This is a genomic window from Pseudomonas paraversuta, assembly GCF_904067025.1.
Classification (GTDB): domain Bacteria; phylum Pseudomonadota; class Gammaproteobacteria; order Pseudomonadales; family Pseudomonadaceae; genus Aquipseudomonas; species Aquipseudomonas paraversuta.
The window spans coordinates 1,904,953-1,922,842 of sequence record NZ_CAJFDA010000001.1 but is presented as its reverse complement, the minus strand read 5'-3'; the positions used below and the strand labels follow the sequence as shown (position 1 = coordinate 1,922,842).

Below are 17,890 nucleotides of genomic sequence, written 5' to 3'. Positions count from 1 at the left end.
GTGCCTCGCTGCTGCAAGGTTCAGGCTGATTAGCGGTCCTGGCTTAAATCGGTATTGCCGTCCCAGCCACCACCCAGTGCGGCAATCAGTTTGACGCTGGCGATCAGGCGGCTTTGTCGCAAGTTGAGCACGTTGCGCTCGGTGTTCAGGGCAGTGGCCTGGACCACCACAACGTCCAGGTAAGCGATCAGGCCGGCCTTGTACTGGTTGCTGGTCAGGCGTAACGACTCGCGGGCCGACTCCAGTGCCTGCTCCTGAACCACAGCCTCATCCCCCAGCACCTTCAGCTGCACCAGGTAGTTTTCCACTTCGCGCAAGCCATCGAGCACGGTCTGGCGGTATTTGGCCACGGTCTGGTCATACAGCGCCTCGTTACGGTCAACCTCGGCCGAACGCTGGCCACCATCGAATAGCGGCAAGGAGACTTTTGGCCCGACCGACCAGAAACGGTTCGGTACGCTGATCCAGTCCTGATACTGACTGCTGCTGTAACCGCCCTGCAGGCTCAGGCTGAAGTCGGGATAGTAAGCGGCTTTGGCCACCCCGATATTGGCGTTGGCGGCAATGATCGAGCGCTCCGCCGAGGCGATGTCCGGACGCCGTTCCAGTAACTGCGAAGGCAGGCTCAGCGGGATTTGCGGCAGCGCCGGAACGGTTGTGGTTTCAGCCAGGCTGAACCCGGAAGGCGCCTGCCCGGTCAGCACGGCAATGGCGTTCTCGAATTGCGCCCGCTGCCAGATCAGGTCGATCATGTTGGCCTGGGTGTTACGCAACTGGGTTTGCGCCTGGGCCACGGCGTCCTTGCCGGAAATCCCGGCCTTGTACTGGTTTTCGCTCATTTTCAAGGAACGCTGATAAGCCTCGACCGTGGCTTGCAGCAGGCGTTTTTGCTCATCGATCACCCGCAGTTGCAGGTAGTTCTGCACCAGCTCCGACTGTTGGCTCAAACGCATGGCGGCCAGGTCGGCCAGGCTGGCCTCGGCACTGGCTTCGTTGGCTTCCAGCCCGCGACGCAATTTGCCCCAGACATCGGCTTCCCAGCTGACCCCCACCTGGGCGTTCAAGGTGTCGCGAATGCCGCTGCTGGAACTGGTCAGGCTGGAGTTGGAGCTACCGGTGCCCTGGCTGGAGCGGGTTTTGCCCACGCTCAAGTCGGCGCTTGGCAGAAAGGCCCCACGGGCGCTGCGCACCAGGGCCTGGGCCTGACGGAACTGGGCCTCGGACTGGGCCACTGTCTGGTTGCTGCTGTTGAGTTTCTCCACCAGGCCATTGAGCTGCGCATCGCCATACAGCTCCCACCAGGCACCACGGGCCAGCGCATCGCTGGGGTTGGCCCGGGTCCAGCCGGCAGCCTCTTTGTAATCCTCTGCCGCCGCCGATTCGGGACGCTGGTAGTCCGGACCTATTGCACAGGCGCTGAGCAACAAGCCAGATAACAGCAGCGGAGCGAGTTTAAGCAAACGAGAAGTCATAGCGGAGTGTCCAGAGCAGCATCAGTGCGCACGCCACGCCATTTGTTGAAACGATGGCGTGCGCGGTCAAGATAGAGGTAAACCACCGGGGTGGTGTAAAGGGTCAGGATCTGGCTGAAGATCAGCCCGCCGATAATGGTCAGGCCCAGGGGCTGGCGCATTTCTGCCCCTTCGGCTGTGCTCAGCATGAGGGGCACGGCCCCCAGGATGGCCGCCAGGGTGGTCATCAGGATCGGGCGCAAACGTTGCAGGCAAGCGCTGCGAATTGACGCCTCGGGGCTGAACCCGGCGGTCCGTTCCAGTTGCAGCGCGAGGTCGATCATCAAGATCGCGTTTTTCTTCACCACCCCGATCAGCAGGAACAGACCCAGCAGGGAAATCAGGCTGAACTCGCCCCCCGTGAGGTAGATGCTCAGCAAGGCGCCGACCCCGGCCGAGGGCAGGGTCGAGAGAATGGTCAAGGGGTGGATATAACTCTCATAGAGAATCCCCAGCACCAGATACACCGCCAGCAGCGCACCGAGAATCATGAACGGCTGACTCTTTTGGGTGGCGGCAAAGGCATCGCCGGTGCCGGCCATTTTGGCAATCACGTCTTCGGGCAGGCCCAGCTTGGCAATGGCCCGCTCAATCGCGGCGGTGCCCTGCTCGGTCGATACCCCGGGGGCCATGTCAAAGGAAACGGTCTCCGAGGCAAACTGGCCTTCATGCTCCACCCGGTCGTCCTGCAGACTGTTCTCGTAATGGGCAATGGCCGACAACGGGATGCGCTGGCCTTCGGCAGTGATCACTTGCACCTGCTCCAGGGTTTGCGGGTCCTGGGCGTACTTGGGATTGACCTCCATCACCACCTGATACTGGTTCAGGCTGTCGTAGATAGTGGAAATCTGCCGCTGGCTGTAGGCGTTGTTGAGCACGGCGGTGACCATATCCATGTCCACCCCCAGGCGCTTGGCCTGATCGCGGTCTACCACCAGCGTTACCTGCTGTGCGCCCCGTCCTTCACGGGCGTCGATGGCCGTCAGCTCGGGCAGGGCCTTGAGCGCAGCCACCACTTTCGGGTACCAGATGCGCAGTTCACCAAGGTCACCGCTTTGCAGGATGTAGGAATACTGCGAACTGGTTTGCTCGCGTCCGCCGCCAAACTGCAGATCCTGGTCGGCCATCAGCATCAGGCGCCCGCCGGGTACTTTGGGCATGGTTTCACGCAGGCGTTCAATGACCTTCTGCGCCGAAATCCTGCGCTCGGAAATGGGTTTGAGGCGCACGATCATGATTGCGTTGTTGGTGCCGCCATTGCCGCCAATAAAGCCGGCAACACTCTCCACCGCCGGATCGGCCAGCACTGCCTTGCGGAAGATTTCCATCTTCGGCTGCATCACGCTGAATGACAGGCCGTCGTCACCGCGGACAAAGCCGATCAACTGCCCGGTGTCCTGTTGCGGCATGAAGGTCTTGGGCACCACCACGTACAGCGCCACGTTGACGCCTATGGTCACCAGCAGGCTCAACAGGGTCAGGCGCTTGTGGCGCAATACCCAGTCCAGGCTGCGGGCATAGCCGGCGACCATGCGCTCGTTAAGGCCCATGCTCCAGCGTTGCATGGCGTTCTCGGTACCCGGCACATGGGGCTTGAGCCAGCGCGCGCAGAGCATCGGGGTGAGGGTCAGCGACACCACCAGCGACACCACGATCGAGGCCGCCAGGGTGATGGAAAATTCACGGAACAGGCTTTCGACAATCCCCCCCATAAACAGGATCGAGAGAAATACCGCCACCAGTGAAACGTTCATCGACAGCAGGGTAAAACCGACTTCCCTGGCCCCCAGCATCGCCGCTTTCATCGGCGCAATACCGGCATCGATATGCCGCGAGATGTTCTCCAGCACCACGATGGCATCGTCCACCACCAGCCCGGTGGCCAGAATCAGCGCCATCAGCGACAGGTTGTTCAGCGAGAAGCCGTACAGGTACATGATGGCAAAGGTGCCCACCAGCGATACCGGCACCGCCAGGGTCGGGATCAGTGACGCCCGGAAGTTACCCAGAAACAGGAACACCACCAGAATCACCAGCGCCACGGCAATCAGCAGGGTCATTTCGGCTTCGTGCAAGGTGGCCTTGATCACCGGCGAGCGGTCCATGGCCAGGTTCAGTTTGACGCTGGCCGGCAACACCGCCTGCAGCGCCGGCAACTGGGCCTTGATCGCGTTCACGGTCTCGATGATGTTGGCCCCGGCCTGGCGGTTGACCACCAGCAATACGGCCGCATCGTTGTTGAAAAAGCCACTGTTGTAGCGGTCTTCAACGCTGTCCTGAACCTTGGCCACATGGCTCAGGCGCAAGGCCGCGCCGTCCTGGTAGCGAATGATCAGCGGCTCGTAATCCTTAGCCTTTTCCAGCTGGTCGTTGGCCTGGATCTGCCAGTTGCGATCGCCATCGGACACCGCGCCCTTGGGCCGGCGCACGTTGGCGTTGGCAATGGTATTGCGCACGTCGTCCAGGGCCACGCCGTACTGGTTGAGCAGTTGCGGCTCCAGTTCGATGCGCACCGCCGGCAGCGAGCTGCCGCCGATCTGCACTTCACCTACCCCCGGGACCTGGGACAGGCTCTGGGACAGGATGGTGGAGGCCAGGTCATACAGCTCGCCCTTGGACAGCACGTCGGAGGTCAGCGACAGCACCATGATCGGGGCCTGGGACGGGTTGACCTTTTTGTAGGTCGGCATGCTTTTCATGCCGCTGGGCAACAGGTTGCGCGAAGCGTTGATCGCCGCCTGCACCTCACGGGCGGCGCCGTTGATGTCGCGGTCCTGATCGAACTGCAGGATGACCCGGGTAGAACCCTGGCTCGAGCGGCTGCTCATGGTGTTGATCCCGGCAATCGCGCCGAAGGAACGCTCCAGCGGGGTAGCCACGGTGGATGCCATCACCTCGGGGCTGGCACCCGGCAAACTGGCCGAGACCACGATCACCGGGAAATCCATCTGCGGCAGCGGCGACACCGGCAGCAAGCCGAAACTCACCCCGCCCAGCAACATGATCGCCAGGCTCAGGAGCATGGTCGCGACGGGACGCTTGATGAACGGACCGGACAGGTTCATAGCGACGCCTGCTCGGGCGCAGCCGCATCACCCCGCCAGCGGCGGCCCAGGCGATCGAAGTACAGATAGATCACCGGAGTGGTAAACAGGGTCAGTACCTGGCTCACCAGCAGACCGCCGACCATTACCAGCCCCAATGGCTGACGCAATTCAGCGCCCGAGCCGGTGGCCAGCATCAGCGGTATGGCGCCGAACAGCGCCGCCAGAGTCGTCATCAGGATCGGCCGGAAGCGCAGCAGTGCCGCCTGATAGATCGCTTGCTCGGGGGCCATGCCCTGATTGCGTTCGGCGTCGAGGGCGAAGTCGATCATCATGATCGCGTTCTTTTTCACGATACCGATCAGCAAGATGATGCCAATGATCGCAATCATCCCCAGATCATTGCCGCTCAGGATCAAGGCCAGCAAGGCTCCGACCGCCGCCGAGGGCAAGGTCGAGAGGATGGTGATCGGGTGGATATAGCTCTCGTACAGCACGCCAAGCACGATGTACATGGTCACCACCGCCGCCAGAATCAGCAGCAAGGTGCTCGACAACGAAGCCTGGAAGGCCTGGGCTGCGCCCTGGAACTCGGTCTTCACCCCCACCGGCATGCCGATGTCTTTCTGCACCTGATCGATCAACTCGACCGCTTGCCCCAGGGCCACCCCGGGCGCGAGGTTGAACGACACCATCACCGAAGGGAACTGGCCGATATGGGAGATCGCCAGTTGCGCCTGACGCTCTTCGACCTTGGCCAGGCTCGACAGCCGCACCTGGCCGCCATCGGTGGTTTTGACGTGGATCTGCTCCAGCGCCTGGGGGCCGATTTTCTCGCCGTCCCGGGCTTGCAGCACCACGCGGTACTGGCTGGCCTGGGTATAAATGGTGGAAATCTGCCGCTGACCGAAAGCGTCGTACAGGGCATCGGTGATGTTGGCCACCGACACCCCAAGGCGTGAAGCCGCATCGCGGTCAATCATCAGGTACACCTGCAGGCCCTTGTCCTGCAGGTCGCTGGCCACATCGGTCAACTCGGGCTGATTGTTCAGCGCCGTCACCAGTTTCTGGCTCCAGGTGCTGAGCATCTCGGCATCCGGCGAGGACAGGCTGAACTGGTATTGCGTACGGCTGACGCGGTCTTCGATGGTCAGGTCCTGCACCGGCTGCATGTACAGGCGAATACCCACCAGCTGGTCGAGCTGCGGTTGCAGGCGCTCGATCACTTGCGAGGCACTTTCGCTGCGCTCGCTATGGGGCTTGAGGTTGATCAGCATGCGCCCGCTATTGAGGGTCGGGTTATCGCCGTCCACCCCGATGTAGGACGACAGGCTCTCGACATCAGGGTCCTGCAGAATGATCCGGGCCAGCTCCTGCTGACGCTGGCTCATGGCACTGAACGAGATGGACTGCGGCGCTTCGGAGATACCCTGGATCACCCCGGTGTCCTGCACCGGGAAGAAGCCCTTGGGCACCACCATATACAGCACGACCGTCAGCGCCAGGGTGCCGATGGCCACCAGCAGGGTCAGTGGCTGATGCTTGAGCACCCACTGCAACATGCTGGCGTAGCGGGCGATCATCCAGTCGATGAAGGCGCCGCTGGCGCGATAGAAACGCCCCTGTTCTTCTTCCTTGGGCTCGGCTTTGAGCAGACGCGCACACATCATGGGCGTGAGCGTCAGCGAGACCACCAGCGACAGCAGAATCGCCACAGCCAGGGTGATCGCAAACTCGCGGAACAGGCGCCCCACCACGTCAGCCATGAACAGCAGCGGAATCAGTACGGCGATCAGCGACAGGGTCAACGAGATCAGGGTAAAACCGATTTGCTTGGCACCCTTGAGCGCCGCCTGCATCGGACTGTCGCCCTCTTCGATATAGCGCGAGATGTTTTCCAGCATCACGATGGCGTCGTCGACCACAAAACCGGTGGCGATGGTCAGGGCCATCAACGTCAGGTTGTTGATGGAAAATCCGGCCAGGTACATGACCCCAAAGGTGCCCACCAACGACAACGGCACGGCAATCGAAGGGATCAGGGTAGCGCTGGCACGGCGCAGAAACAGGAACGTCACCATCACCACCAGCGCGATGGCGATCAGCAATTCAAACTGCACATCGCGCACCGAGGCACGGATGGTCTGGGTGCGGTCGGTGAGAACAGTGACGTCGATACCGGCCGGCAGGTTGTCGGTGATGCTTGGCAGCAGTGCCTTGATCCGGTCCACCACCTCAATCACGTTGGCTCCCGGCTGGCGCTGAATGTTCAGCAATACGGCCTGATTTTCATTGGCCCAGGCGGCGAGACGCTCGTTCTCGGCGCCATCGACAATTTCCGCCACATCCTTGAGCCGCAACGGCGCGCCGTTGTTGTAGGCCAGGATCAGCTCGGCGTATTCCTGGGGGGTCTTCAACTGGTCGTTGGCGTCCAGCATCGACACCCGGGTCGGGCCGTCAAAGTTGCCCTTGGGCTGGTTGACGTTGGACGCGCCGATCAGGGTGCGCACATCCGCCAGATTCAAGCCGTTGGCGGCCAACGCTTCGGGGTTGACCTTGATCCGCACCGCCTGACGTTGACCACCGGCAATGCTGACCATGCCGACGCCGCTGATCTGGGCGATTTTTTGCGCCATGCGGGTGTCGACCAGATCATTGAGTTTGGGCAACAGCATGGTTTTGGAGGTGATCGCCAGCGTCAGTACCGGGGTGTCGGCCGGGTTGACCTTGTTGTACACCGGTGGCGCCGGCAAATCCTTGGGCAACAGGTTGCTGGCGGCATTGATCGCGGCCTGCACCTGCTGCTCGGCGACATCCATATTGATGTCGAGATTAAAGCGCAGGGTCAGCACCGAAGCACCGCCGGAACTGGTGGAAGCCATTTGCGTCAGGCCCGGCATCTGCCCGAACTGACGCTCAAGCGGTGCGGTCACGGCACTGGTCATGACATCCGGGCTCGCGCCGGGATACAGCGTCATCACGCGGATGGTCGGATAATCGACCTGGGGCAAGGCCGATACCGGCAGCAGGCGATAGGCGATGATCCCGGACAACACGATGGCGAGCATGCAGAGCGTGGTTGCGACCGGGCGCAGGATAAACAGCCGCGACAGATTCATTCGTGCGCCTTGCCCTTGACCTTGCCATCGGCCGTTGCATCGGCTTCAGGCCCGCCTTGCAGATGTTGCGCCGGGGTTTCCGGCACCTCGGCGCTGTCGTTGACCACTTCCACCGCGCCGCCATCACGCAGGCGGTCAGTGCCTTCAAGCACTACACGGTCGCCGGGCTCAAGACCTTCTTCGATCACCGTCACATCACCATCGGTGACACCGACCTTGATGCTGCGAATCTTGACCTTCTTGTCGCCGTCCATCGCATAGACGAACGAACCGTTGGTGCCGTACTGAATCGCTGCGGTCGGGGCCAGGATCACGTTTTTCAGGGTGTCGGCCAGCAGGTGCACATTAACGAACTGATTGGGGAACAACACCTGATCGCGGTTATCGAACAGGGCCTTGAATTTCAGGGTGCCGGTGGTGATATCAATCTGGTTGTCGATACTGCTCAGCACCCCTGTCGCCAGTTCCTGGGTGTCGCCGCGGTTCCAGGCCTGTACCGGCAATCTGGCGCCGCTGCGATAACGTTCAAGCACCAGTGCAAGGTCCTTCTCGGGCAAGGTGAAGCTGACCACAATCGGCTCGGTCTGGGTGATCACCACCAGCGCCGTGGTGTCGTTGGCTGCCACCAGGTTGCCGACGTCCAGTTGGCGCAAGCCCACACGACCGGTGATCGGGGCGCGAATCTTGGTGAATTCCAGATTGAGCTTGGCGTCGTTGACCGCTGCCTGATTGGTCTTGACCGTACCCTGATACTGGCTGACCAGTGCTTCTGCGGTGTCCAGGGTCTGCTTGGCGATACTGTCTTCAGCGTACAGGCCGCGATAGCGCTGTACATCGACCTGGGCATTCTTCAACTGGGCCTGATTCTGCAACAGCGTGCCTTCGGCTTGCAGCAAGGCGTTCTGATAGCTGCGCGGATCGATTTCGGCCAACAGTTCGCCAGCCTTGACCATCTGGCCTTCCTTGAAATAGACCTTGACCAGCTCCCCTGCCACCCGGCTGCGTACATTAATGGTGTTGAGCGCGGTCACCGTACCCAGTGCCTTGTAGTAGACCGCAAAGTCACCCCGCGTCACGTCCGCCACCCGAACCGGCACCGCCAGGGTCGAACCGCCAAATCCGGGACGCATCATCCCCGACTTGCTGGTGTGCCCGGCGGGCTGAGCAGTGGCTGCCTTTTTCGAGGCGGATGGCCACAGCCACCAGCACAGGGCAACAACGATCAGCAGGACCAGCAGGCCAAACAGCCAGCGACGAGATTTGTGGGAAACAGACGATTGCATTGAATGATCAACCATTGGGCGGCGAGCGCTTATTATCAGGAGGCTGAAAGATAAGCAGTGCGCACGGTTATGAAAAGGTTCTTTACCGGGTATTTACGTTATAGCGCTGTCAAGGCCACGGGTTTGCCCCAGAATCCTGTGAATCGCCTGCCGGAGCAGTCGGAGCGGTTCGGTTTTAACCGACGGCTGTGACATTGACACTGGCCGGGCTCGACGCCTGCAGCGTTATTTGTAGCAGCCCACAAAAAAACGGCCGGGCATTAAATGCCCGGCCGTTTTTGCTGAAGCGTTGCGACTTACTTTAAAACAGCCAGGGCTGCTTCGTAGTTCGGCTCTTCAGCGATTTCTTTAACCAGTTCGCTGTGCAGCACGTTGTCGTTTTCGTCCAGCACTACTACCGCACGGGCAGTCAGGCCAGCCAACGGGCCGTCAGCGATTGCCACGCCGTAGTTCTCGATGAACTCACGGCCGCGCAGGGTCGACAGGTTCTGTACGTGTTCCAGACCTTCGGCACCGCAGAAACGGGCCTGGGCGAACGGCAGGTCAGCCGAGATGCACAGCACCACGGTGTTTTCCAGATCGTTGGCCTTGGTGTTGAAGGTGCGCACCGAAGTCGCGCAAGTTGGCGTATCAACACTCGGGAAGATGTTCAGCACTTTGCGTTTACCAGCAAAGCTGGCCAACGTCACATCGGACAAATTACCTGCTACCAGCGAAAACGCCGGCGCCTTGGAGCCTACTGCCGGCAGTTCGCCTTTGACTTGAACAGGGTTGCCTTTAAGCGTCACTTGAGCCATTAACGATGTCCTTCTTAACGGTTTTTGAAGAAGCCGGAGTTAAACACGAATCAGGCAGCCGACCTACGGCCCGCAGGTAAAATGTCATGGGCCGCGGAACAAAAAGACCGTGCCGGTACTGAAAAATTCCAAAAATGCCCAGCCTCGAGCAAAACAGTACCCGGCAGCAGACCCCGGGAACTGGCAGTCGCGCCATTTGCTGCTAGCTTCCTAACGCTGCATTCTTAAGACTTCCAGGGAATTGGACGCTCATGGCTAAGACACACCTTGCTTCGGGACTTTTACTGACCCTGGCCCTGGCCCCTGTCACTGCTGCCCTGGCAGACAATCCCGATATAGCCAACAAAAGTAACAACCCCCTGAGCCTGGCCCCGGGCCTGAACCTGCAGGACTACTACACGCCCCGGGTGTACGACAGCAATATCCACACCAATGACGCCCTGCTGCGCGGCGCCCTGCCCGTCGCCCCGAACGACTTTATCGGCGTACCGCAACTGTTGCGTGCCACCCTGCCCATCAGCACCCGCCCCGACCCCAGGAGTGGTTACAGCACCGGTATGGGCGATCTCAACCTGTTCGATATTTTCCTGCTCAAGACCGATGGCGTGCAGTTGGGCATCGGCCCGCAAATTACGGCGCCCACTGCCGAGCATGACGAACTGGGCACCGGCAAATGGCAAGCGGGGCTGGCAGCGATTGCCATAGATGCCTCACCCCGTGGCCTGCTGGGGGCACTGATGCAGTATCAAAGCTCTTTTGCCGGTGACAGTGATCGCCAGCATGTCGAGAGCGCCACCTTCCAGCCGTTCATCATCCACAACCTGCCAAAGGGCTGGTACTTGCGCTCCACCGGCACCTGGACCTATGACCTGAAAAACAACACCCACTATATCCCCGTCGGCCTGGGTTTCGGCAAGGCATGGAAAGCCGGGGGCAACATCCTCAACGCCTACCTGGAACCACAATGGACAGTGGAACGCAAAGGCGATGACTTGCCGCAATTCACATTGTTCGCCGGCATTAATGTCACCTTCGGAAAATAAGGAAATTTCATGAATTCGCAGCTTCGTGCTTCTGGCTTCAGCGCCCGGCCCCGGGAGCACGCCCACGTCATGCTGGCCACTCCAGGCATGGAACAGGGCAAAACCTTCGCCCAGACCGGCGCTTGCCTCGATAAAAGCTGGAAACCCGATGACATCAGGTTGCTGTCATGAGCAGTCAATCCACAGTCAGGGACTTTGCCAGGTACCTCAAGCCCCCCGTTTATGCCCTGGCAGCCTGCCTGTCACTGATGGCAACCCAGGTATCAGCCATGAACTTCAGCGCGTCGCCTGCAGAGGCCACAAGCATCGCCAGAGAAGCCTATCTGTATGGTTTCCCGGTGGTGGAGATGTACAAAACCCTCTACGCCCAGGCCGTGGACCAAGGCGGCAAGGACTTCAAGGCGCCGTTCAATGACATCGGCAACACCGCCATGGTGTTCAGCCCCAAAGACAGCGCTTTCGTGACCCCCAATTCGGACACGCCCTATTCATTTCTATGGATGGACCTGCGAGCCGAGCCGCTGGTACTGACGCTGCCGGCAATTGAAGGCGGTCGTTACTACTCCACGCAGTTGATCGACCTGTACACGCAAAACTTCGCCTACCTCGGTAGCCGTACCACGGGCAACAAAGGCGGGAACTTCCTGATTGTCGGGCCAGGCTGGCAAGGTGAGAAACCGGCCGGTATCGAGGCCGTGATTCCCAGCGAAAGCGAAATTGCCTACGGCCTGTACCGGACCCAGCTGTTTGATGAAAAAGACCTGCCCAGGGTCAAGGAAATCCAGCGCGGTTACACAGTGCAGCCCTTGAGCCAGTTCCTCGGCCAACCCGCCCCGCCGCTGTCTGCAGCCATTGACTGGCCGGCCCCCGTGGCGAACATGAGTGACAGCCCCGAGCTGTTCAACTACTTGAATTTCATGCTCGCATTTGCCGAGCCGCAGCCCGGTGAAACGGCATTACGCGAGCGCTTCAAAAAAATTGGCATTGAACCGGGCCTGCCCTATGCAACGGGCCAGCTGTCCGCCGAGCAACGCAAGGCCCTGGAAGAAGGAATTGCAGCAGGTAAAGCCGAATTCCAGCAGTTCAAGAAAGAGCAGGTCGACACGCACAAGATCAGCAGTGGAGACCTGTTCGGCTCCCGCGAGCACTTGAAAAACAACTACCTGTACCGTTATGCGGGGGCCAATATGGGGATCTTTGGCAACTCTGCCGAAGAGGCCGATTACATCGGCTATTTCGTCGACAATCAGGGCCGCCCCCTGGACGGCTCCAGACAGCGCTATACCTTGCACTTTGACAAAAATGCCCTGCCCCCTGCCAATGCCTTCTGGTCGCTGACCATGTATGACGGCAAAAGCAAATTGCTGGTGGACAACCCGCTGGATCGCTACCTGATCAATTCGCGCATGTTGCCCGATCTCAAGCGCGACGCAGATGGCGGTGTGACCCTGTACCTCCAGCCTCAACCCCCGGCCGGGGATCTGCAAAACAACTGGTTGCCGGCGCCTGACGGGCCGTTTTACGGCGTACTGCGTATTTATATGCCCAAGCCTGAACTTGCCGACGGGCAATGGAAAATGCCCTTGCTGACTCCTGTAGCACCCTGAGCTGTAACCAGCAGCACCCCGGCAAGCCGGGGTGCTGAAACTGTTTTGCCCGCAGTCAGTTGCAGATCCCGCTTACTGGCTCTTCAGTTTCAAATACGACTGATGAAGATCTGATGCCCAGCCATCTATCACTTTTTTCACATCGTCGGCCTTCATTTGCTGGCTGCTGTTCTCCAGCGGTTTGCCGGTGCCTTTGCGCACCACCTGCGCCACTACGTCCTGGCTCTGCCCGTCAATGAATACGGCTTCGGTTGCCAGCTGGGTTTCCTGATCGCGAATGCCCGACGCCGTACTGACCGCCGCCGCCACCAGCGCTACCGGAATATATTCGTAAGGTGCCAGGCTCTCGGTCTCGCTGCTCACGGCAGTGATCGCCGGTCGCACCACAATCACGCCCGGCCCGGGGGCGCTGGCCAGTGGCAATGATTTGCTGAGTTCACGCTTGAGTGCTTGATCGTAGTAGCGGGTAATGCCGTTCAACGTGCTTTGCGGGATCTTCTCCGTCGGCTTCGGCGCCGGGTAGAGCTGGCTTGGCTCGATATAGACGCTGGTGTACTGGTTAATATTCAGCTTGGGATCGATCCAGCGCATCACTTCGGCGCCCGAAGGCGATTTGGCTTCTTTAAGGCGACTGTAATCCTTCAAAAAACCGGAGTATTCATCCGGCTGCTGGACCTTGCTTGCACAGCCCACTACCCCGATCGAGGCAATACACAACGTACTAATCATCAGTCCGAGCTTCATTCTGTAACTCCTGTGGAGAACGTAACTATTTGTGTGCCGGATTTATGTATAGCTAATCTGCGGAAAAAGCGCTGCTTCGCCGACCAATTTTCCCGAGACATAGAGCGAAAACAGTACAGCTCAGAAGTATTTAAAAAATGTAAATCGGCTAAAAACCAGATCAGATTTTAAAAAACACTTTTAAATATGCTGCTAAATCTGCTCCGTATTAATTCTCCACCCCTGAATCTGTCTTGTTTCCTGCCAACTTCCTAGAGTTCACCCAGCGCCAGACCACCAGGCCTGGCAGGACTTTGAACCGTGGAAGACTTGAGCATGAGCACAGCACTAAACGGGCAGGCCTATAACTATAAGGTCGTCCGCCAATTCGCCATCATGACCGTGGTGTGGGGGGTGGTCGGCATGGCCATGGGCGTATGGATCGCCTCGCAACTGGTCTGGCCGCAAATGAACCTGGATTTGCCCTGGACCACCTTCGGCCGCCTGCGACCGTTGCACACCAGCCTGGTGATTTTCGGCTTTGCCGGCAGCGCACAGTTTGCCGCCAGCTACTACGCGGTGCAGCGCACCTGTCAGGTACGGTTATTCTCGGACAAGCTGGCAGCCTTTACCTTCTGGGGCTGGCAATCGGTAATTGTGATCATGCTGGTCACCCTGCCGCTGGGCTACACCACCACCAAGGAATACGCCGAAATAGAATTCACCGGTGCCGTGTGGCTGACGGTGGTCTGGGTCGCCTACGCCATCGTGTTCTTTACTACCGTGGTGCAGCGCAAAACCAGACATATCTATGTCGGCAACTGGTTTTTTGGCGCCTTCATTCTGGTCATCGCCATGCTGCACGTGGTCAACCACCTGGCGATTCCGGTGGACTGGTTCAAGTCTTATCCCGTGTATGCCGGAGCCACCGATGCCATGGTGCAGTGGTGGTATGGGCATAACGCGGTAGGTTTTTTCCTGACCACCGGCTTTCTCGGGATGATGTACTACTTCGTGCCGAAACAGGTCGGCAGGCCGATTTATTCCTATCGCCTGTCCATCGTGCATTTCTGGGCCCTGATTACCCTCTATATCTGGGCCGGCCCCCATCACCTGCACTACACCGCACTGCCGGACTGGGCCCAGTCGCTGGGCATGGCCATGTCCATCATCCTGCTGGCTCCCAGCTGGGGCGGCATGATCAACGGCATGATGACCCTCTCCGGGGCCTGGCATAAATTGCGCACCGACCCGATCCTGCGGTTTCTGGTGCTGTCACTGGCGTTCTACGGCATGTCGACCTTTGAAGGGCCGATGATGGCCATCAAGACCGTCAATGCCCTGTCCCACTACACCGACTGGACCATCGGCCACGTCCATGCCGGGGCCCTGGGCTGGGTGGCGATGATCACTTTCGGCGCGCTCTATCACATGATTCCCAAGATCTTCGGCCGCGACCAGATGTACAGCATCGGGCTGATCAACCTGCACTTCTGGCTGGCGACCATCGGCACCGTGCTGTACATCGCCTCGATGTGGGTCAACGGCATCACCCAAGGCCTGATGTGGCGCGCGATCAACGATGACGGCACCCTGACCTATTCGTTCGTGGAGTCGCTGAGCGCCAGCCACCCGGGCTACGTCGTACGTCTGGTGGGCGGGCTGTTCTTCCTCAGCGGCATGCTGTTGATGTGCTGGAACCTGTGGCGAACAGTGCGCGTGGCCGACCTCAAGCAAGCCGAACTGACAGCACAGATAGCCTGACCACCCACCCGATGCAGGTCGCCGGACCGGTATCGGGTGCTTTCGACAAGGAGTGCCGGACATGATCGAAATAGCCCTCAATAGCGCAGCCGTCATCAGCCTCTATTGCGCCATTAGCTGGTGTTTGAAACATAAAACCGCGACCGATATCGACGAAGCCAGCCTGATCCCCTTTGCCGACGACCCTGAAGTGGCGCGCCGGGTTGAGCAGGCCACGGGCAAAACCATCAACGCAGTACAGATGAGTGAGCAAAGCCGCGAGCCAGACCGGTACACGCTGGAACTCTGAATCGAGGTAAATGGCTGCTGAGGCAGATTAAATCGCACGATCAGTTGCACTACCAAGGTATTCGGCGGCATTCTGCCAGCTTGGGTTTAACGAACTTTTGATCGACACCGCACTCAATCTTTACAGCCATTAACACCTTTTCCGACAGAGACGCTCATGACTTCCAAGCTGGAACAACTCAAGCAGTTCACCACCGTGGTCGCAGACACCGGCGACCTCGACGCAATTACCCGCCTCAAACCCGTTGATGCCACGACCAATCCATCCCTGCTGCTCAAAGCCGCAGCCATGCCGGGTTATGCCGAGCTGCTGAAAAATGCCATCGCCCACGCCAACGGTGATGTCGGCCTGGCCTGCGACCACTTCGCGGTCTCGGTGGGTAGCGGTATCTTGAAGGTCATTCCGGGCCGTATTTCGACCGAGGTCGATGCCCGCCTGTCGTTCGACGAATTTGCCTTGCTGAAAAAGGCCAACCAGTTGGTCGAGCTTTACGACAAGGCCGGCGTGGGCCGCGACCGGGTACTGATCAAGCTCGCTTCGACCTGGGAAGGCATCCGTGCCGCCGAAAAACTGGAAAATGACGGCATCCAGACCAACCTGACCCTGTTGTTCTCGTTTGCCCAGGCCGCAGCCTGTGCCGATGCCGGGGTGTTCCTGATTTCGCCGTTTGTGGGCCGTATTTACGACTGGTACAAGAAGTCCACCGGCATTGACTACACAGGATCCGATGATCCGGGTGTGCAGTCCGTGACCCGCATCTACAACTACTACAAAGCCAATGACTACAAGACCGTGGTCATGGGTGCCAGCTTCCGCAACCTGAACCAGATCGAACAGCTGGCCGGTTGCGACCGTCTGACCATCAGCCCGGACCTGCTGGAAAAACTGGCCCTGGACGAAGGCAAACTGGAGCGCAAATTGAGCCCTGGGCATCAGGGCGAACCGCGCCAGAGCCTGAACGAAGCGCAGTTCCGCTGGGCCTCGAACGAAGACGCAATGGCCACTGAAAAACTGGCCGAAGGCATCCGCCAGTTCGCCCGTGACCAGGAAAAGCTAGAGGCGTTGTTGACGGCCAGGTAATCCCGCAACAGACCGCGCAAAGCCCGCTCCTACAGAAGCTGCACACAACCTGCAGGAGCGGGCCCAGCGACAGACGCTGCGCTCATCTTGTGGGAGCGGGCTTGCCCGCGATAGCAGCCCCTCGGTAACTCAGCAAGTCAGCAGACTCCTGCAATACCCCTCCACTCCCGCCTCCAGCCCCGACATCGGTTCCTCATAACCCGCTTCGCGCAGCCGGCTCAAGTCGGCGCAGGTGTAGACCTGATACTTGCCCTTGAGCTCTTCGGGGAACTCGCAGTAGCGCAACACCCCTTCAAGCACTGCCGTTTCCAGGGTCAGGGAAGGCCGGCCCTGCGCTCCACGCAAACAGTTGATCGTTGCCAGCGCCAGCTCGTTGAATGAGCGGGCCACACCCCTGCCCAGATTAAAAATGCCACTGGTTTGCGGGTGATCCAGCCAGTGCAGATTGACCTTGACCACATCCTCCACCGAAACAAAATCACGCATGTGCCCGCCTGCCGGATAGCCGCCATACTCACCGAACAACTCGACATGCCCGTGGTCGCGGTATTGATTGAAACAATGCCGCACCATCGAAGCCATACGGCCTTTGTGTTGCTCGCGGGGGCCGAACACATTGAAGTAACGCAACCCCACCACCTGGCTGCGTGCCTTGCCCGACAATTGCCGCACATGCTGATCGAAGAGGAATTTTGAGTAGGCGTAGACATTCAACGGCCGCTCACACTCGCGAACTTCGCGAAAGTCCCGGTTGGCGCCATAGACCGCTGCCGAAGAGGCATAGATAAAGGGCGTCGCTTGCTCCTGACAGGCTTGCAGCACGTCACAGCTGTAGCGGTAGTTGTTCTCCATCATCAACCGGCCGTCACGTTCCAGCGTACTGGAGCACGCGCCCTGATGCAGAACGGCGCGTATATCGCCCAACTGACGATTGGAAAAACGATGCACGAACTCGCGTTTATCGATGTAGTCCGCGATATCGCAGTCCGCCAGATTGCGGCACTTGTCGCCATCGGTCAGATCGTCCACGGCAATGATGTCACGCTCACCGCGCCGGTTGAGTGCCTTTACCAGGTTACTGCCGATAAAACCGGCGGCCCCGGTTACGATGATGCTCATCTGTCACTACCTCCTGGAATATGGCTTGGGCTCAGGCTATGCCGGTGCGGGCCGACAGCCTTGATGCAGATCAAGCGCGCAAGTGAGTGACATAGCCGAAAGTGACATACGGCACAGGGACCACAGCGCCGAGATTCGATTGCCGCTCAACCATTCATTCAGCCATTCACGCATTCACGCATTCACGCATTTACGCATTTACGCATTCATTGTAGGAGCGAGCTTGCCTCGCGAGCTTCTGGCGATTCGAAGGACTGCGCAGGAAAAGCTCGCGAGGCAAGCTCGCTCCTACACAGAAGACGCAGAAGACGCATAAGACGTATGGATGTGTTACGCGGATCGCCGTAATAGCGCGCAGGCGCCGGCGCAGCCAGATCAACAGCCAGCCGTATGGTCGCTATAGAGGGTATGAAGGTCTGCATGCAACGGCAGTGGGTTCGACGGGGATGGCCCACGGGAACCCTCGGTGCGCTTGCCAGACTCAAGCCTTGAACGGCTTGCGAGGGACAAT

13 protein-coding genes are annotated in these 17,890 nt (G+C 59.5%); 6 read left to right on the top strand and 7 right to left on the bottom strand.

The window, feature by feature from the left end:
- Positions 1-29: 29 nt before the first annotated feature.
- The 5 genes from JQ848_RS08945 to tpx form a co-directional block, all read right to left on the bottom strand.
- Complete coding sequence (locus tag JQ848_RS08945) at positions 30-1,472, bottom strand: efflux transporter outer membrane subunit (protein WP_202210502.1); 1,443 nt, start codon at positions 1,470-1,472, stop codon at positions 30-32.
- Entirely contained in the window at positions 1,469-4,576 is a 3,108-nt protein-coding gene (locus tag JQ848_RS08940; protein ID WP_003447604.1) for an efflux RND transporter permease subunit, read from the bottom strand. The genes JQ848_RS08945 and JQ848_RS08940 overlap by 4 nt, the downstream gene beginning before the upstream one ends.
- A complete protein-coding gene (locus JQ848_RS08935; protein ID WP_003447603.1) occupies positions 4,573-7,674 on the bottom strand; it encodes an MdtB/MuxB family multidrug efflux RND transporter permease subunit in 3,102 nt (1,033 codons plus the stop codon). The genes JQ848_RS08940 and JQ848_RS08935 overlap by 4 nt, the downstream gene beginning before the upstream one ends.
- Positions 7,671-8,972, bottom strand: coding sequence for an MdtA/MuxA family multidrug efflux RND transporter periplasmic adaptor subunit (locus JQ848_RS08930; protein WP_202210501.1), 1,302 nt, complete (start codon positions 8,970-8,972; stop codon positions 7,671-7,673). Before JQ848_RS08930 ends, JQ848_RS08935 begins: the two co-directional genes overlap by 4 nt.
- 281 nt (positions 8,973-9,253) lie before the next feature.
- Positions 9,254-9,754, bottom strand: coding sequence for a thiol peroxidase (tpx, locus tag JQ848_RS08925; protein WP_003447601.1), 501 nt, complete (start codon positions 9,752-9,754; stop codon positions 9,254-9,256).
- Positions 9,755-10,005: 251 nt separating this feature from the next.
- On the opposite strand from tpx, the gene JQ848_RS08920 reads away from it, so the two are divergent.
- From JQ848_RS08920 to JQ848_RS08910, 3 genes are read left to right on the top strand one after another with little or no spacing between them, the layout of a single operon-like run.
- Positions 10,006-10,797 carry a hypothetical protein gene (locus JQ848_RS08920; RefSeq protein ID WP_161719653.1) on the top strand — a complete coding sequence of 264 codons (792 nt, stop codon included), beginning with the start codon at positions 10,006-10,008 and terminating at the stop codon, positions 10,795-10,797.
- A gap of 9 nt (positions 10,798-10,806) precedes the next feature.
- Entirely contained in the window at positions 10,807-10,968 is a 162-nt protein-coding gene (locus JQ848_RS08915) for a hypothetical protein (RefSeq protein WP_158525120.1), read from the top strand.
- Positions 10,965-12,404, top strand: a complete 1,440-nt coding sequence (locus JQ848_RS08910; protein ID WP_202210500.1) for a DUF1254 domain-containing protein — start codon at positions 10,965-10,967, stop codon at positions 12,402-12,404. The genes JQ848_RS08915 and JQ848_RS08910 overlap by 4 nt, the downstream gene beginning before the upstream one ends.
- A 72-nt stretch (positions 12,405-12,476) precedes the next feature.
- On the opposite strand, the gene JQ848_RS08905 is transcribed toward JQ848_RS08910, so the two are convergent.
- Complete coding sequence (locus JQ848_RS08905; protein WP_161719649.1) at positions 12,477-13,148, bottom strand: DUF3313 domain-containing protein; 672 nt, start codon at positions 13,146-13,148, stop codon at positions 12,477-12,479.
- A gap of 315 nt (positions 13,149-13,463) precedes the next feature.
- Here JQ848_RS08905 and ccoN point away from each other — a divergent pair, with 315 nt between their 5' ends.
- From ccoN to tal, 3 genes are all read left to right on the top strand, one after another.
- Complete coding sequence (gene ccoN / locus JQ848_RS08900) at positions 13,464-14,891, top strand: cytochrome-c oxidase, cbb3-type subunit I (RefSeq protein ID WP_202210499.1); 1,428 nt, start codon at positions 13,464-13,466, stop codon at positions 14,889-14,891.
- A 61-nt stretch (positions 14,892-14,952) separates the two neighbouring features.
- Entirely contained in the window at positions 14,953-15,180 is a 228-nt protein-coding gene (locus tag JQ848_RS08895; RefSeq protein WP_003447596.1) for a hypothetical protein, read from the top strand.
- A 156-nt stretch (positions 15,181-15,336) separates the two neighbouring features.
- A complete protein-coding gene (tal, locus tag JQ848_RS08890; RefSeq protein ID WP_010656088.1) occupies positions 15,337-16,260 on the top strand; it encodes a transaldolase in 924 nt (307 codons plus the stop codon).
- Positions 16,261-16,389: 129 nt separating this feature from the next.
- On the opposite strand, the gene rfaD is transcribed toward tal, so the two are convergent.
- Entirely contained in the window at positions 16,390-17,379 is a 990-nt protein-coding gene (gene rfaD / locus JQ848_RS08885) for an ADP-glyceromanno-heptose 6-epimerase (RefSeq protein WP_202210498.1), read from the bottom strand.
- Between the last annotated feature and the right edge of the window lie 511 nt (positions 17,380-17,890).